The organism is Dysosmobacter segnis (assembly GCF_014297285.1).
In the GTDB taxonomy this organism is placed as follows: Bacteria; Bacillota; Clostridia; order Oscillospirales; family Oscillospiraceae; genus Oscillibacter; species Oscillibacter segnis.
Map to the genome: position 1 here is coordinate 165,752 of NZ_JACOQI010000006.1, position 16,916 is coordinate 182,667.

A 16,916-nucleotide genomic window follows, 5' to 3' on the forward strand; every position below is an offset into this window, starting at 1 on the left:
TTATGTATTACACCCAAGAACAGATAGACCGCGCCAACCAAGCCGACCTTGTTTCTTTTCTGCAAGGACGGGGCGAGCAGCTTACCCGCGCCGGGAATGAGTACCGCTGGAAACGGCACGACAGCTTGACCGTCCGGGGCAACAAATGGTATCGCCACAGCCAGAGCAAGGGCGGCGGCCCCGTTGATTTTGTCATGGAGTTTTTCGGCAAGAGCTTCACCGAAGCCGTTGAACTTCTCACAGGAGAAAAGGGAGCTGCACCGCCGCCGGACAGACCAAGCCCCGCGCCCCTATCCGACTTCCGGCTACCACCCCGCAGCCCCGACAACCGAACAGCGAGGAACTACCTCACAGCCGCCCGCCGCATTGATGAAGATGTGTCGGGCTTTTTCTTTTCCACCGGGGATATTTACGAGGAAGCCACCCACCATAACGCCGTATTTGTCGGTAGAGATGAAAACGGCATACCGCGATACGCCCATCAGCGCGGCACAGCCGGGAGTTTTCGGCTTGATGTGAAAGGCAGCGACAAAGCCTTTAACTTCTGCTACCGTGGCGAGGGCGAAAGGTTGTTTGTCTTTGAAGCCCCGATAGACCTCTTATCTTTCCTCTGCCTGTTCAAAAAGGACTGGCAGAAGCAAAGCTATCTGGCGTTGGGCGGCGTGGGAGAAAAAGCCCTGTTGCGCTTTCTCTCTGACCGTCCGAACATCAAGACCGTTTTTCTCTGCCTTGACAGCGACGAAGCCGGAAACGACGCTTGCAGCCGCCTTGCAGAGCTTGTGCCGGAGGGCTTGACCGTTCACCGCCTTGTGCCGCTTTACAAGGACTGGAACGAGGTATTGCAGCACCGGGCAGAAATCGCGGACGGGAAGTATATCCGGGAAGCGATTTACGGCTTGAAAGAGCCGCCGCAGGAAGAAACCGTTGAGATTATCCGCATGAGCGAGGTTGACACGCAGACCGTTGAATGGCTATGGGAGCCGTATATCCCCTTTGGGAAAGTAACCATTGTGCAAGGCAATCCCGGCGAGGGCAAGACCACTTTTGCCCTACGCCTTGCCGCCGCCTGCACCACCGGGGGAACGCTGCCGGGAATGAAGCCCTTACCGCCATTCCAAGTGATTTACCAGACCGCCGAGGACGGTTTGGGTGATACCGTCAAGCCCCGCTTGATAGAAGCAGAAGCCGACCTTGACCGGGTGCTTGTGATTGATGAAGCAAAACGGGAGCTTACCCTATCTGACGAGCGCATAGAGAAAGCAATCGTACAGAACGGGGCGCGGCTGATTATCCTTGACCCCATACAGGCGTACATGGGCGAAAAAACCGACATGAACCGGGCAAACGAAGTGCGCCCCATGTTCCGCCGCCTTGCCGATGTTGCCGAGCGTACCGGGTGCGCCGTTATCCTTATCGGACATCTCAACAAAGCTGCCGGAGGGCAGAGCGCATACCGGGGCTTAGGTTCTATCGACTTCCGCGCCGCCGCCCGGAGCGTGCTTCTTATCGGGCGCGTGAAGCGAGAACCGAATGTGCGCGTTATCGTCCATGACAAATCTTCCCTTGCGCCGGAGGGCAAGCCCGTTGCCTTTTGCCTTGACCCGGAAACGGGCTTTTCATGGATAGGCGAATACGACATCACCGCCGACGAGCTGCTGTCCGGCGCGGGCGGGAACAACGCCACCAAGACCGAGCAAGCCGAAAGGCTGATACTTGACCTGCTTGCAGACGGGAAAGAGCTTGCCAGCGAGGACATTGTAAAAGCCGCAGCCGAAGCCGGAATATCCGAAAGGACGGTGCAGAACGCCAAGCGCAACATGGGCGGCATTTTAGGCGCAAGGCGTGTCGGCGGTCAATGGTACAACTTCATCAAGAAGAAGCAGCCACCCGAACCCGCAAGCTGAAAGTGCAAAACGCAGACCCTTTGCACTTTGCACTTTCGCGCTTTCACGATAATTTGCGTCAATAACTTAAAAAAGCACTTGACAAAACGCTTCATGGGGCACAGCGGCCGATATTGCCCCCTATGTCGATCCGGTCCCCGACCGGAACATCCCTCTGACCCAGACGGAAAAACTCACCATGTCCAGCCGCCCAAAAAATCCCAAGTACGCCCGGAACAAAAACATTCTGGTCGTCGGCGGCAGCGGCAGCGGCAAGACCCGGTTCTTCGTCAAGCCCTCCCTCATGCAGATGCACAGCAGCTATGTGGTCACCGATCCCAAAGGACAGCTTTTGTCCGAGGTAGGGACCATGCTGCGGCGGGGCGCCCCCAAGCTGGACGAGAACGGAAAGCCCATGCGGGATGCCCATGGGAAGGTCATCTATGAGCCGTACCGCATTAAAGTCCTCAACACCATCAACTTCAAAAAGAGCATGAAATACAACCCCTTCGCCTATATCCGGTCGGAGAAAGACATCCTCAAACTGGTCAATGTCATCATCGCCAACACCAAAGGCGACGGGGAAAAATCATCGGAAGATTTTTGGGTCAAGGCCGAACGGCTTTTGTACTGCGCCCTGGTCGGGTACATCTGGTACGAGGCGGAACCGGAAGAAAAGAACTTCCTCACGCTGCTGGAGTTCATCAACGCATCGGAGGCCAGAGAGGACGACGAGGAATTTCAAAGCCCCGTTGACCTGCTCTTTGCCAAGCTGGAGAAGGAGCACCCGGACCACTTCGCCGTGAAGCAGTACCGCAAATTCAAGCTGGCCGCCGGCAAAACCCTGAAATCCATCCTGATTAGCTGCGGCGCCCGCCTTGCTCCCTTTGATATTGCGGAGCTGCGGGAAATCATGTCAGACGACGAGCTGGATCTGGAAACCCTGGGCGACCGGAAAACGGCGCTGTTCCTCATTATGAGCGACACGGACACCACCTTCAACTTCGTCATCGCCATGCTGCAAAGCCAGCTATTCAACCTTCTTTGCGACAAGGCGGACGACGTGTACGGCGGCAGGCTGCCCGTCCATGTGCGGTGCCTGTTGGACGAGTTCGCCAACATTGGGCAGATACCCAACTTCGACAAGCTGATTGCCACCATCCGGAGCCGGGAAATCTCGGCTTCTATTATTTTGCAGTCCCAAAGCCAGTTAAAGACCATCTACAAGGACGCCGCAGATACCATTGTGGGCAACTGCGACACCACCTTGTTTTTGGGAGGCAAGGAGAAATCCACCCTGAAAGAAATCTCGGAGCTGCTAGGCAAGGAGACCATCGACAGCTTCAATCAATCCGAGAACCGGGGCAGCCAGGTTTCCCACGGCCTCAACTATCAGAAATTAGGAAAGGAGCTGATGACCCAGGACGAGATCGCGGTGATGGACGGAGGCAAGTGTATCTTGCAGCTTCGAGGTGTGCGGCCGTTTTTCAGCGACAAGTTTGATATAACGAAGCATCCCCGCTATAAATACCTTGCCGACGCCGACAAGAAAAACACCTTTGACATTGAACGGTACATGAAACGCAGACCGGCCATTGTGAAGCCGGACGAGCCTTTCGATCTGTACGAATTGAAAGCCACCGACCTTCAACCCGACAATTCAACTGAACGAAAGGAACTGTGAATATGAGCTTTTTTACTAACGCTATCGACGTTTTGCAGACTCTGGTCATCGCCCTGGGCGGCGGCCTGTGCGTGTGGGGCGGCATCAACCTTCTGGAAGGTTACGGGTCGGACAACCCTGCGGCAAATGCTCATGTACGGTAAGGAAGCAAGCAACCGAAAACAAGAGATAGACCGCCAGCACTACACTATTCCGAACCAAAGACCAAAAGATAAGCATTGTGGGAAAATCTAAACTTTTGGATTTTCCTACAATGCCAACTACGGCGGAATCCCTCCCACTCCTTATATCTTTCTGTATACATTGAATTTGTATTTAGTAAAATGCAGACAACACCACGGATCGGCTTTTGGTTGGACAATTCCAACCAAACACCACAGCAGACAGCAGAAAACATTCTGAACGCTAGGAAGCCGGTATGATTGTTACATATAAGGGGAAGAAAAATTTCTTTTAGGTACTTGCTTTCCTAAAACTGATGTGATACAATGATTTAATCCAGAAAAGGAGTAAAAAATATGCGGCAAGGTATTCTTAAATAAAACTATAATCAAATAGTGGGAACAAAGGATTATGATAGCTCCTTTTGTAGGGGCTTAGTTTTTTGTACCCAATTTAAGAATACTTTTGCCTTATCAATTTTGACATATCCCCAAAAACAGCAATCACAAACAGGTGTATGCTGTATATGTGTATGTCCGCAACTTATAATCCCCAGTGGTAAAAGTATTTTACTGCTGGGGATTTTTATGCCCTTTGGGGCTGTAAAGGGAGGACAATCACATGAAAATAATCAATATTGGAATTCTTGCCCATGTAGACGCTGGAAAGACGACCTTGACGGAGAGCCTGCTATATGCCAGCGGAGCCATTTCAGAACCGGGGAGCGTCGAAAAAGGGACAACGAGGACGGACACCATGTTTTTGGAGCGGCAGCGTGGGATTACCATTCAAGCGGCAGTCACTTCCTTCCAGTGGCACAGATGTAAAGTTAACATTGTGGATACGCCCGGCCACATGGATTTTTTGGCGGAGGTGTACCGCTCTTTGGCTGTTTTAGATGGGGCCATCTTGGTGATCTCCGCTAAAGATGGCGTGCAGGCCCAGACCCGTATTCTGTTCCATGCCCTGCGGAAAATGAACATTCCCACCGTTATCTTTATCAACAAGATCGACCAGGCTGGCGTTGATTTGCAGAGCGTGGTTCAGTCTGTTCGGGATAAGCTCTCCGCCGATATTATCATCAAGCAGACGGTGTCGCTGTCCCCGGAAATAGTCCTGGAGGAAAATACCGACATAGAAGCATGGGATGCGGTCATCGAAAATAACGATGAATTATTGGAAAAGTATATCGCAGGAGAACCAATCAGCCGGGAAAAACTTGCGCGGGAGGAACAGCAGCGGGTTCAAGACGCCTCCCTGTTCCCAGTCTATCATGGCAGCGCCAAAAATGGCCTTGGCATTCAACCGTTGATGGATGCGGTGACAGGGCTGTTCCAACCGATTGGGGAACAGGGGGGCGCCGCCCTATGCGGCAGCGTTTTCAAGGTTGAGTACACCGATTGCGGCCAGCGGCGTGTCTATCTACGGTTATACAGCGGAACGCTGCGCCTGCGGGATACGGTGGCCCTGGCCGGGAGAGAAAAGCTGAAAATCACAGAGATGCGTATTCCATCCAAAGGGGAAATTGTTCGGACAGACACCGCTTATCAGGGTGAAATTGTTATCCTTCCCAGCGACAGCGTGAGGTTAAACGATGTATTAGGGGACCAAACCCGGCTCCCTCGTAAAAGGTGGCGCGAGGACCCCCTCCCCATGCTGCGGACGACGATTGCGCCGAAAACGGCAGCGCAAAGAGAACGGCTGCTGGACGCTCTTACGCAACTTGCGGATACTGACCCGCTTTTGCGTTGCGAAGTGGATTCCATCACCCATGAGATCATTCTTTCTTTTTTGGGCCGGGTGCAGTTGGAGGTTGTTTCCGCTTTGCTGTCGGAAAAATACAAGCTTGAAACAGTGGTAAAGGAACCCTCCGTCATTTATATGGAGCGGCCGCTCAAAGCAGCCAGCCACACCATCCATATCGAGGTGCCGCCCAACCCGTTTTGGGCATCCATAGGACTGTCTGTTACACCACTCTCGCTTGGCTCCGGTGTACAATACGAGAGCCGGGTTTCGCTGGGATACTTGAACCAGAGTTTTCAAAACGCTGTCAGGGATGGTATCCGTTACGGGCTGGAGCAGGGCTTGTTCGGCTGGAACGTAACGGACTGTAAGATTTGCTTTGAATACGGGCTTTATTACAGTCCGGTCAGCACGCCGGCGGACTTCCGCTCATTGGCCCCGATTGTATTGGAACAGGCATTGAAGGAATCGGGGACGCAGCTGCTGGAACCTTATCTCTCCTTCATCCTCTATGCGCCCCAGGAATACCTTTCCAGGGCTTATCATGATGCACCGAAATACTGTGCCACCATCGAAACGGCCCAGGTAAAAAAGGATGAAGTTGTCTTTACTGGCGAGATTCCCGCCCGCTGTATACAGGCATACCGTACTGATCTGGCCTTTTACACCAACGGGCGGAGCGTATGCCTTACAGAGCTGAAAGGATATCAGGCCGCTGTCGGTCAGCCGGTCATCCAGCCCCGCCGTCCAAACAGCCGCCTGGACAAGGTGCGCCATATGTTTCAGAAGGTAATGTAAAGATACATAATCGTCAAGACGGCAACAATCAGAAGTTATGGAGGGTAACAATGGAATATAGTAAGGAAGATTTAATGGAAGCAAAAAAGCAAATTTGGGGAGTGGGAGAGAACATGGGAACAGAGGAAAGTAAAAAAATCTGGGAGGAGAACGCACAATTTTGGGATAATGCAATGGGTGACGAATCTAATGAATTTCACAGAGAGGTAGTGCGTCCCAAAGTAACGGAACTTCTATCTCCTAATCCTGCGGATTACATTTTGGATATTGCGTGTGGCAATGGAAATTATTCTTCGTATCTTGCACAAAGAGGCGCTTCGGTTGTCGCTTTTGATTACAGCAAAAAAATGATAGAATTGGCTAAAAGACGGCAATCACAATATGCAAAACAAATTGAATTTTGTGTGGCGGATGCGACCGATAGAAAAAGTATATTAGAATTAAAAAGAAATCGAGCCTTTACGAAAGCAGTTTCTAATATGGCAATTATGGATATTACGGATATTGAACCACTTCTTATGGCTGTTTATGAACTGTTGCAGGAAAGCGGAATTTTTGTCTTTGCAACGCAACACCCTTGTTTTGTCACGTTGACTGAAAAATATATGACACCGCACAGTTACTATGATATAGCGATTGAAGGGCAACCGAAAGAGCAGATTTATTATCATCGTTCCATACAAGATATTTTTAACCTTTGTTTTAGAGCTGGATTTGTCATTGATGGATTTTATGAAGAATGTTTTAAAACCAACAAAGAAATTCCTATGGTAATGATAGTAAGGCTTAAGAAGGTAAAACGTGATAGCTTAAAATAAATTCAAGTTTGTCGGGTAAATAGCAAACCCAGCCGAGCCAGTCAACGGTCAAGATGAACGGCGCATATGCGCAGCCGTTGACAGCCCCGCCCGCCTTTGCTGGTAGGCAATCAAGGGGCGACAGCAAGAAGTGCCACCGCCCCGCACTATTATTCAGAAAGGGGAATTTCCATGACCGACCAGATAGCCTATCAAGAATATATCCAGCGCAGGTACAACGCCTTTTGCAAGACTGTTATCCGCTGTGCCGCCTTGGACAAGATTTTGAAGCTTAAACGGCAATGGGAACGGCAAGTTTCCCTTGACTATCTGATGAACGAGAAGTTTGTCCAGTTTGCCGCGTCGGAGCCGGACGAGGAATACCCATTTACCGTCTGCGGTCAGACCGTCCTGCTCTGCAACGCCGCCCTTGCCGACGCGATCTCTGTTTTGCCGGAGCAGACGCGGGAAGAAATCCTGCGCTATTACTTTCTGCGCCAGCCGCAGCGCGTGATCGGCGCGTGTATTGGCCGGTCACGCAGCACAGCGGGGCGGCATATCCAGCTTGCCTTGCAGCGGCTACGCGAAGAAATGGGGGTGAGCCGGTATGAGTAGACTTCTCCCCTATGAAACAATCCTCAAAGCCCGTGAGGGCGACCCAGAAGCCGTGAACGCTGTCCTGCTCCACTACGCCGGATATATCCGCTATTTCTCAAAAGTGAACGGGCAGGTCAACGCCGAGGTGGAGGACTATGTAAAGCAGCGGTTAATTGACTGTCAATTCAAGTTCCGGCTTGACGAACCACCGGACAAGTCATAAAAACTGAATACCAGCCACCACCGACGCGGCCAGCGAAAGCAGTAAGTCTTGAAAAAGATTTACTGCTTTTTTTGTTGTCCGGCTCCGCTCCCGGCCATTTTGCCCCCTGCCGGTTGTAGTAGTAAGCGAGGAGGGAATTTTTCTGCCCTGGTGTTTGGCATTTGGAGCATTTACCCGTAGTAGAGGGCAAAGAGAAAGGATTTCTCCAACACCGGGTAGAAACCACTGCGTCCGGTGTCATTTTAGCGAAAGCGGGCAGGAATGCCCTTTACAGGATTAGTAGTAGCAGAAAAAGAGAAACAAACTTTTGTGGTTGCAGTTTTCCAAAAAAGTGGCGGACGGAAGTGAGAGAAAGTTTGCAGTCACGGAGAGCAAGTTTCTACCACGGTGCCAAAATCCGCAATTCTGCAGTTTTGCCCCTCGCGGGAAACTTGTTGGGGAGTGCCTTCCCCAAACCCTGCTCATGCGCCCTTACGGGCGAGAAAGGAGGTCACACCATGCGAAAGAAATACAACACGCCCCACCGCAGCCGCGTTGTGAAAACCCGGCTGTCCGAAGATGAGTATGCCGACTTCACAGCGCGGCTTGCGCCCTATGGTATCAGCCAGTCCGAATTTCTCCGGCAGGCGATACGGCGGGCGACCATACGCCCGGTTGTCCATGTGTCGTCGGTCAATGACGAGTTGCTTTCCGCTGTCGGGAAGCTGACAGCCGAGTACGGCAGGATCGGCGGCAACCTCAATCAGATTGCCCGGTATCTGAACGAATACGGCGTACCCTACAACACCCTTTCCGGCGAGGTACGCGCCGCCATATCCGACCTTGCCGTCCTCAAGTATGAAGTCCTCAAGAAAGTAGGTGACGCGGTTGGCAACACTCAAGCATATCAACTCTAAAAACGCCGACTACGGAGCCGCCGAGCAATATCTTCTCTTTGAGCATGACGAGTTTACCATGAAGCCCGTCCTTGATGAAACCGGCAGGCTTATCCCCCGCGAGGACTACCGGCTGTCCACGCTGAACTGCGACGGGGAGGATTTTGCCGTTGCGTGTATGCGGGCCAATCTCCGCTATCAGAAAAACCAGCGGCGGGAAGATGTGAAAAGCCACCACTACATCATCAGCTTTGACCCGCGGGACGGGCCGGACAACGGCCTGACCGTAGACCGGGCGCAGGCGTTGGGGGAACAATTCTGTAAAGAGCATTTTCCCGGCCACCAGGCCCTTGTCTGCACCCACCCGGACGGGCATAACCACAGCGGCAACATTCATGTGCATATCGTCATAAACAGCCTGCGGATTGAGGAAGTGCCGTTCCTGCCCTACATGGACAGGCCGGCCGATACGAAAGTCGGCTGCAAGCACCGATGTACCGACGCTGCCCTGCGCTACTTCAAATCCGAAGTCATGGAGATGTGCCACCGGGAGGGGCTTTATCAAATCGACCTCTTGAACGGCAGCAAGAACCGCGTCACCGACCGGGAGTATTGGGCGCAGAAAAAGGGACAGGCCGCGCTGGACAAGCAGAACGCCCCCATGATTGCCGATAGTATCACGCCCCGGCAGACCAAGTTTGAAACGAACAAGGAGAAGCTGCGGCAGACCCTACGGAAAGCCCTTGCCACCGCCGCCAGCCTTGACGAGTTTTCCTCTCTGTTGCTGCAGGAGGGTGTGACCGTCAAGGAGAGCCGGGGGCGGCTTTCCTACCTCACGCCGGACAGGACAAAGCCAATTACCGCCCGGAAGCTGGGCGACGATTTTGACCGCGCCGCTGTCTTTGCCGTTTTAGAGCAAAACGCCGCCAGAGCAGCCGAAGCGCCAGCCAGATCCCCCGATCCCCCACGCACCATAAAAGACCGCTTGCAGGTTGCCAGAGCCGAGATAGCCGCCCCGAAACAGGACGGAGTGCAGCGGCTTGTGGACATTGAGCAGAAAATGGCCGAGGGCAAAGGCCGGGGCTATGAACGCTGGGCGAAGATACACAATCTGAAGCAGGCCGCCAAAACGCTGTCCGTCTACCAGCAATACGGCTTTACTTCCCCGGAGCAGTTAGAAGCCGCCGTTGACACCGCCTATCAGAAAATGCGCCAGACCAGCGGCGAACTGAAAGCACTGGAAACGAAGCTGCAAGGGAAAAAGAAGTTGCAGCGGCAGGTGTTGGCCTACGCCCAGACCAAGGCCGCCCGCGACGGGCTGCGGGCACAGAAATCCGAGAAAGCCCGCGCCGCATACCGGCAGGCCCATGAGAGCGATTTTATCATAGCCGACGCAGCAGCCCGGTATTTCAAGGCGCATGGCATTACCAAGCTGCCCGCCCGGAAAGCGTTGCAGGCCGAGATCGAGCAGCTTATCTCCGAGAAAGACGGCCTGTATAACACCTATCACGAACAGAAACAGCGGTTCAAGGAGTTGCAGACCGTCAAGCGGAACATCGACCAGATTTTGCGCCGGGACGAGCCGCACCGCAGAAAGGAGCAGAGCCATGAGCGATAACCTGCCCCACATGGACTACCGCCAGCACCGGCGGGCGCGGCGGCTGGTACATGAGTGCTGTAACTACGATGAGGGGAACTGCCTGCTATTGGACGACGGGGAGCCTTGCGTGTGCGTCCAGAGCATTTCCTTTTCCCTCATGTGCCACTGGTTCCGTGTGGCTGTCCTGCCCCTTGACGGGGAGCTGGCCGCAGCCCTCTTGTGCCGGGGAAGCCGGAAACGGTGTGCCGTCTGCGGGGCGGCCTTTGTCCCCAAATCCAACCGGGGAAAATACTGCCCCGACTGCGCCGGGCGCATGAAGAAAATCAAAGCCGCCGAGAGAAAGCGGAAACAAAGGCAGAGATGTCACGCTTTAGAGCCTTTCAAACCCGCATAAATCAAGGCTTTTTTCGTGGGTGTCAAAGGGTACGCGATACATTTATCCTTTTCCCCCGGAAACGGCGTTTTAATGCGTGACAATACGCCAAAATCAACCCGAACACAGGGAGGTGATCCTATCGCTGATTATATCAGGGCAGACACGCGGCTGCCCGCCTATCTGCCGTATCCCCGTTTCCTGCTGAAAATGGAGATTTCACAGACCGCCAAGCTGCTGTATTCGCTGCTGTTAGACCGTTCCACCCTCTCCCAGAAAAACAAGTGGCTGGACGACGAGGGCAGGATTTATATTATCTATCCCATCGCGGAGATAGCAGAAATACTGGATAAAGGCAGCACCACCATCAAGGGGGCGCTTAATGAACTGGACACGGCGGGGCTGTTGGAACGGGAACGGGGCGGCTTCTCCGCACCGAACCGGCTTTATGTCAAAGTACCGCCAGTGCCACAGGTACAGTTTTCAGACCAACTGATGGCCGGAAGTCCGCCCCTCATAGAGCCGGAAAACCGTCCTACTGATGGTCAGAAAACCGACCTTATGATGGTCGGAAAACCGTCCCCTAACCAAACTACTATAAACAACCTTACAGAGAGCCAAACAAAGGGAGTGAGTGGGGGGCCGTCCGCGCCCTATGGCCGATATGGAAATATTTTTCTGTCACAGACCGAATACGACGAGTTGCAGGCAGAGTACCCTGACAGGCTGGAACGGTTCATCGAGGAAATGAGCCGCTACCTTGCCGCCAACGGGAAAAGCTACCAGAACTATGCCGCCGCCCTGCGGATATGGGCGGGGAACGACAAAAAGGAAGCCCCTAAAAAGGGCATACCAGACTACTCATGCAAGGAGGGCGAGAGTTTATGAAGAATGAAATCAACGCGGTTTTGGAGAATATGACGACCACCATCCCGGAGCCGGAGGACTACACCGGCGAGGACGGTTTACTGTACTGCGGCAAGTGCCGCAAGCCGAAAGAAGCCTATTTTGCGCCGGATAAGGCCGCTATCTTCGGGCGCGACCGCCACCCGGCAGAGTGCGACTGCCAGAGAACCGCCCGCGAGGAACGGGAAGCCGCCGAAAAGCGGCGCAGACACCTTGACACCGTGGAAGAACTGAAACGCCGGGGCTTTACCGACCCCACCATGCGGGACTGGACTTTCGAGAACGACAACGGCAGGAACCCGCAGACCGGGCTTGCCCGCCGGTATGTGGAGCATTGGGAAGATATGCGGACAGACAATATCGGCTGCCTGTTCTGGGGCGGCGTAGGCACCGGCAAAAGCTACCTTGCAGGCTGTATCGCAAACGCCCTCATGGAGAAAGAAATCCCCGTCCGCATGACGAACTTTGCTCTTATCCTCAATGACCTTGCCGCCAGCTTTGAGGGGCGCAACGAGTACATTTCCCGCCTTTGTCGTTATCCGCTGCTGATCCTTGACGACTTCGGCATGGAACGCGGGACGGAATACGGGCTGGAACAGGTGTTCAATGTGATTGACAGCCGTTACCGCAGCGGCAAGCCGCTGATCGTCACGACCAACCTTACGCTGGACGACCTGCACAACCCGGAGGACACCGCCCATTCCCGGATTTATGACCGCCTGCTTTCCATGTGCGTCCCGGTACGCTTTACCGGCGACAACTTCCGGCAGGAAACCGCCAAGCGGAAAATGGAGAGCATGAAGAAACTGATTACCGACTGAAAGGAGTATTGCCTATGGCAGATAACAAGCAGCACGACACCCGCACCACCCGCCGCCCTGACTGTGTGACGGAAATCCGCATGGGCAATTCCGTCCTTGTCGTGTCCGGCTATTTCAAGAAAGACACCACAACCACAGCCGCCGACAAAATGGCGCGGGTACTGGAAGCGGAAGCCGCTGCTACACAGGAGCCGACTTATCCGGCGTGAACCGGGGCATGGAAAAGCGGCCATGCCAGGGAGCATGACCGCTGGAACGAAAATCGGAAGTGCTTTAGCAATTCTTAATCTCATTCTCTATAAAATAATTTGCAATTTCAAAGGCTTTTATTCTTCTCTTTGCCAATGTGATTTGTGATTTATAACGCTCGGAATTATCCTTTGATTCAAATGTTTTTACTGTTTCTCTTAGCTTGTGCAGAGTTGAATCAATTTGCCTTTTGGCCGCGGTTAATTCATCTATTGTATACTTCATGTTTTCTCCTTTAACTTCTGATTTTTTTGTTAAATCAGAGTATACCACGGAGTTATGAACTTTTCTACTGCAAATATGGGACGACAACCCATACCATAAAAATCGGAAAATTGAAAAGCTGTAAAGAAGCAAATTTAACGCTTTTGCCGCTGTACAGCCCCCGCCGTTCCGTGGTACAATGAAACCACGGAATAGTGGGGCTGGCTGTCGGAAACGGAGGATTTTATGTTAAGACAAGCCACCCAAAACCTCATTACCGCCCTTTATCCGAGATTGTCCCACGAGGATGAATTGCAAGGCGAGAGTAATTCCATATCGAACCAAAAAAGGATACTCGAAACCTACGCAAAACAGAACGGCTTTACCAATCTGCGCTGGTACACCGACGACGGTTTTTCCGGCGCGAACTTTGCTGGGGTTAGATAGCGATACTTTTTACATCTACCATGTTGCGGCGGTCATGGTTGACAACTTGCGTCGGCTCCTGCTCGGTATCAACCTGTCCGACAAAGCTATAATGGATTTCGATTTTCCGGGTGTTGGTTTCCCGGTCTAATTCATGTATCAAAATACGGTCGATAAACTCATGGACGTTTTCATAGGTCAATTCCTGTATGTCGCTGTATTTCCCGACAATCTGAATAAACCTTGATATATCCCTTTTTCGCTCGGTAACGGTTGCGATCTGCTGTTGTAACTCGTCTATCCTTGCGGCAAGGGATTTCTTTTCGTCCTCATAGCCGGAAGTTAGAAACACAAACCGTTCATCTGTCAGTCTGCCTAATGCGTTGTCCTCATACAGCTTGCGGAAAAGCGTGTCAAGTTCGGTCATACGCGCCTGTGCTTTGAAAAGTTCCTTTTGCTGCTGCGCTAATGCCTTTCTCGCTTCCATGTCGCCGTACTCGGTAGCTTTACAGATAAAGTCCTGTTCGTGTTCCTTAACATACCGCAAAACCCGCCGCATATCTTCCAGCACTAAATCAAGAAGTACGTTTTTGCGGATATAATGAGAGGTACACTCGCTGCCTGTCCTTGCCCTGTTGCGCCATGCGCCGCAAGAATAGGAAAACTTGCGCGGCTCGATATTTACGCCCTGTTGGTAATACATCTTATGTCTGCAACCAGCGCAAAACAGCAAGCCGGAAAAAATATCAATCTCCGCTGCTTTTGTCGGGCGGTGGCGGGTAGCAATCCGCTTTTGCGCAAGTTCAAAGGTTTCCTCGTCAACAAGCGGCTCATGGGTGTTTGGGAAGAAATAGCGTTGTTCTTCTTCGTTCTTCCGGGTCTTTTTCGACTTGTAGGATACCTTGTGAGTTTTCGCGGTTATGGTATGCCCTAAATATTCCTGCCTTGCTAATATGTCATAGAGCGTTTTGTCCGGCCAAGTATAGGGGGCGATCATTGCCCGCTGATACCGCGCCTGTCCTGTACGCTGATAGCGCAACGCTCCAATCGTCAAGACTTTGTTTTCCGCAAGCCATTTTTGGATTTCGCACATACGCACGCCGCTAACAAACATAGCGAAAACCTGTTTGACAATCGGCGCGGTTTCCGGGTCGGGTATAAGGTGGTGGCGGTTGTTCGGGTCTGGGATATAGCCGTATGGATATTCCCCGTTGACGCGCTCGCCTTTTTGCGCCTGTGCCTGTTTAACTGCGCGGATTTTCTTGCTTGTGTCGCGGGCGTAAAACTCGTTAAACCAGTTCCGCAAGGGGGTAAACTCGTTATCCTCCCGCGCTGTGTCAACTCCGTCGTTGATCGCGATATAGCGTACTCCGTTTTCGGGAAATACAATCTCTATGAGTTCGCCCGTTTTCAGATAGTTTCTGCCAAGACGGGAAAGGTCTTTGGTAATGACCGTCGCCACTCGTCCGGCTTCCACTTCCTGCAACATCGCTTGCAGCCCCTCGCGCTCAAAACTCACGCCGGAAAATCCGTCGTCCACAAAAAACTTTGTGTTCAAAAAATGGTGTTCGTCCGCATAGCGTTGAAGTATCATTTTTTGGTGCTGTATGCTTCCGCTTTCTCCGGCTTGCATATCCTCTTGACTTAAACGGCAGTAAAGGGCGGTGATTTTATTCGACTGTAACATTAGTCCTCCTTTCCGACAGCCGAATAAACAGGTATAATGTGTTGCTATCATTATACCATATCCCGCCGCCTAATGCACTACTCGGACGCTAAAAATCCCGGATTTCCGGGCTTTTTCTGCAAATCCTTTACAATGAGTTTCTCAATCTTTTTATGGATTGTATCGGTTGCCTTTTCACTCGGCAACGCTTGAACAAGATAGGTGATTTTCCCTATTTTGCGTTCGGTTGTAATTGTCTGTTTTTTATCCATTAGAAAAACCTCCTTTTCCTGTATGGATAAACTATATTCGTCAAAAGGCAAAAACGGGCGGTTGTTAGCTGCAACCTCACGGGAGTTTCACCCCGGCCCATGCTTATGGGTGCGCCGCGCAATACTTTGAGGGTGTTCAACGCGGGAGTATCATTGTGCCGCCTTGTATGTCGTCGCCCACAAGCTGCTAAACCTGTTTTACGGCGCGGTAGTTCTCGCTCGGCTTTTCCCCTATGGGGAAAAGCTGTCATGGCGTACCCGCCGACTGGCTCGGTACAGACGGAATGTACCCGTTTGCCTGTTATGCTGCGCACCAAAGGCCGCTTTCTTTGTCAAAGAACAATAGGCTTTGTCGGCCTGCAAAAGCACATCAACAGCGGATATGCTTTTGCGGAACGACAAATAGCCCATAACGGGAAGCGTGGAAAGGGGACACGCTCCCCGCATGGGCTAAAAGATTATCCTACATGAAAAGCAAGGGTGCGGGTAATAAGGCGCACTTGCAGCCTGTTACGCATTTCCTCGTCCACATAGGAATAGGTATTGCCCGCGTCGTCTTTCAGCGTGCGGGTACAAAGTTTCGCTATGTAACCCTCGTAGTGCTTCAAGATCGCGCACATGGCGGTTGTGTCGCCGTTTGCCGCTGCGGAAATGACAGGGAACGGCAACAGATTTTCAGACTTCCTAACGGTATTCATCATCTGCTTTTCCCTCCAAATACTGTTTGATTTTCGCAAGCGCGGATTTCCTGTGCCGGAAAACCGTCGTGCGTACAACATTCAGCAGTTCGCCAATTTCCGCGTCGCTCATATCCAAGAAGTAGGACAAAAGGATAATGTCGCGTTTCCTTTCGGGCAAAGCGTTAAGGGCTTCGGCAAGCAGTTCATTTTTGACGAGTACATCAAAGCCGGACACTTGAAAACGGAAATAATCGCTTTCGTATTCGTCCGTTGTGAAAAGCTGCGCGAGTTCGCTTTCGCTCAAATCCGAAAAAGTAACTTCGCGTGCTGCGCGTTTCGCAAGAGTGCGGCGGTGGCTTTTCGCTTCGCCGACCAAAGTTTTCTTTGCTAATGCGTCGTACTGATGTTGTATTCTTTCCTTGTCGGAAGAAGATAGCTCCATAGAGTTCACCTCCTTCCCGCGTGGAGTAGAGGACGGGAGTTAAGGGCTTGTCCTCTCTGCCCCTTTCGCTCCGTACCCGTTCGGGAGATGGCTCTTGAGTGCGCTTTTCAGAAAAAAGTTGAAAAAAGCAAAATGCGCCCGTCCGCAAGACGCGGACGGGCGCAAAGGAAATGTAAGCAGTAGCTAAATGTATTGACAGTTCACATTCATAGCCGGAATATCCCGCTTGCGGAGCATAGCTTTTTTTGACCGCAAAGCATTAGGCGGGTTACAGTAAATAAAAATGGACACGGCGATACCTCCCCGATACCGCCGTATCCTTAAAAAAGGGCGACTTTAATACACTACCCGCAATCCATTCTATAATAGGGAACAGCGGCTTTTGCGCAATATTAAATAAAAAAGCCGATAACACATAGGTTTTTTGACCTAATGCGTTATCGGCTCTGCGTCTATGCGTCTGGCACTTTTAATCATTTTTTTTTGAATTTATTATATGTGTTAGCTAACTGTCC

The 16,916-nt window shown here is 52.0% G+C and carries 16 protein-coding genes and 3 pseudogenes; 14 read left to right on the plus strand and 5 right to left on the minus strand.

What is annotated here, in order from left to right; genetic code table 11:
* The first annotated feature begins 2 nt into the window (after positions 1-2).
* The 13 genes and pseudogenes from H8Z83_RS08315 (at position 3) to H8Z83_RS08375 (ending at position 12,671) form a co-directional block, all read left to right on the plus strand.
* On the plus strand, positions 3-1,904 hold the full coding sequence (locus H8Z83_RS08315) for an AAA family ATPase (protein ID WP_187014614.1): 1,902 nt from the start codon (positions 3-5) through the stop codon (positions 1,902-1,904).
* A gap of 85 nt (positions 1,905-1,989) precedes the next feature.
* Positions 1,990-3,567: pseudogene (locus tag H8Z83_RS08320) on the plus strand (VirD4-like conjugal transfer protein, CD1115 family); the annotation flags it as partial.
* A 2-nt stretch (positions 3,568-3,569) separates the two neighbouring features.
* A pseudogene (locus tag H8Z83_RS08325) lies at positions 3,570-3,698 on the plus strand (Maff2 family mobile element protein); the annotation flags it as partial.
* Positions 3,699-4,350: 652 nt separating this feature from the next.
* Positions 4,351-6,270, plus strand: coding sequence for a tetracycline resistance ribosomal protection protein Tet(W) (gene tet(W) / locus H8Z83_RS08330; protein ID WP_002586627.1), 1,920 nt, complete (start codon positions 4,351-4,353; stop codon positions 6,268-6,270).
* 50 nt (positions 6,271-6,320) lie between these two features.
* Positions 6,321-7,088: a class I SAM-dependent methyltransferase gene (locus tag H8Z83_RS08335; RefSeq protein ID WP_002586626.1), complete on the plus strand. Its 768-nt coding sequence runs from the start codon at positions 6,321-6,323 to the stop codon at positions 7,086-7,088.
* 171 nt (positions 7,089-7,259) lie between these two features.
* On the plus strand, positions 7,260-7,682 hold the full coding sequence (locus H8Z83_RS08340) for a sigma-70 RNA polymerase sigma factor region 4 domain-containing protein (protein ID WP_002586616.1): 423 nt from the start codon (positions 7,260-7,262) through the stop codon (positions 7,680-7,682).
* Positions 7,675-7,887, plus strand: a complete 213-nt coding sequence (locus H8Z83_RS08345) for a helix-turn-helix domain-containing protein (protein WP_002586615.1) — start codon at positions 7,675-7,677, stop codon at positions 7,885-7,887. The genes H8Z83_RS08340 and H8Z83_RS08345 overlap by 8 nt, the downstream gene beginning before the upstream one ends.
* Before the next feature lie 497 nt (positions 7,888-8,384).
* A complete protein-coding gene (locus H8Z83_RS08350; protein ID WP_002596229.1) occupies positions 8,385-8,783 on the plus strand; it encodes a plasmid mobilization protein in 399 nt (132 codons plus the stop codon).
* Positions 8,755-10,380, plus strand: coding sequence for a relaxase/mobilization nuclease domain-containing protein (locus H8Z83_RS08355; RefSeq protein ID WP_187014617.1), 1,626 nt, complete (start codon positions 8,755-8,757; stop codon positions 10,378-10,380). Before H8Z83_RS08350 ends, H8Z83_RS08355 begins: the two co-directional genes overlap by 29 nt.
* The gene (locus tag H8Z83_RS08360; RefSeq protein ID WP_002596231.1) at positions 10,370-10,756 is read left to right on the plus strand and encodes a cysteine-rich VLP domain-containing protein; all 387 of its coding nucleotides are present in this window, start codon (positions 10,370-10,372) and stop codon (positions 10,754-10,756) included. Before H8Z83_RS08355 ends, H8Z83_RS08360 begins: the two co-directional genes overlap by 11 nt.
* Before the next feature lie 72 nt (positions 10,757-10,828).
* Positions 10,829-11,623: a replication initiator protein A gene (locus tag H8Z83_RS08365; RefSeq protein ID WP_006356266.1), complete on the plus strand. Its 795-nt coding sequence runs from the start codon at positions 10,829-10,831 to the stop codon at positions 11,621-11,623.
* The gene (locus tag H8Z83_RS08370; RefSeq protein WP_002596233.1) at positions 11,620-12,462 is read left to right on the plus strand and encodes an ATP-binding protein; all 843 of its coding nucleotides are present in this window, start codon (positions 11,620-11,622) and stop codon (positions 12,460-12,462) included. The genes H8Z83_RS08365 and H8Z83_RS08370 overlap by 4 nt, the downstream gene beginning before the upstream one ends.
* Positions 12,463-12,476: 14 nt before the next feature.
* On the plus strand, positions 12,477-12,671 hold the full coding sequence (locus tag H8Z83_RS08375; protein ID WP_002596234.1) for a transposon-encoded TnpW family protein: 195 nt from the start codon (positions 12,477-12,479) through the stop codon (positions 12,669-12,671).
* A gap of 64 nt (positions 12,672-12,735) precedes the next feature.
* Here H8Z83_RS08375 and H8Z83_RS08380 read toward each other — a convergent pair whose 3' ends face one another.
* Positions 12,736-12,936, minus strand: coding sequence for a hypothetical protein (locus H8Z83_RS08380; protein WP_002596235.1), 201 nt, complete (start codon positions 12,934-12,936; stop codon positions 12,736-12,738).
* A 225-nt stretch (positions 12,937-13,161) separates the two neighbouring features.
* On the opposite strand from H8Z83_RS08380, the pseudogene H8Z83_RS08385 reads away from it, so the two are divergent.
* Positions 13,162-13,347 (plus strand): annotated as a pseudogene (locus tag H8Z83_RS08385) (recombinase family protein); the annotation flags it as partial.
* A gap of 7 nt (positions 13,348-13,354) precedes the next feature.
* Here the strand turns inward: H8Z83_RS08385 and H8Z83_RS08390 are convergent.
* The 4 genes from H8Z83_RS08390 to H8Z83_RS08405 all read right to left on the minus strand — a co-directional run bounded on the left by H8Z83_RS08390 (position 13,355) and on the right by H8Z83_RS08405 (position 16,401).
* Positions 13,355-15,028, minus strand: coding sequence for a recombinase family protein (locus tag H8Z83_RS08390; protein WP_002604471.1), 1,674 nt, complete (start codon positions 15,026-15,028; stop codon positions 13,355-13,357).
* A gap of 77 nt (positions 15,029-15,105) precedes the next feature.
* Positions 15,106-15,279: a transposon-encoded TnpW family protein gene (locus tag H8Z83_RS08395; protein ID WP_002604472.1), complete on the minus strand. Its 174-nt coding sequence runs from the start codon at positions 15,277-15,279 to the stop codon at positions 15,106-15,108.
* Between the two features lie 458 nt (positions 15,280-15,737).
* Entirely contained in the window at positions 15,738-15,980 is a 243-nt protein-coding gene (locus H8Z83_RS08400; protein WP_002604473.1) for a helix-turn-helix domain-containing protein, read from the minus strand.
* Positions 15,964-16,401 (minus strand): sigma-70 family RNA polymerase sigma factor, encoded by a 438-nt coding sequence (locus tag H8Z83_RS08405; RefSeq protein ID WP_002604474.1) that lies wholly within the window; start codon positions 16,399-16,401, stop codon positions 15,964-15,966. The genes H8Z83_RS08400 and H8Z83_RS08405 overlap by 17 nt, the downstream gene beginning before the upstream one ends.
* Positions 16,402-16,916: the final 515 nt, after the last annotated feature.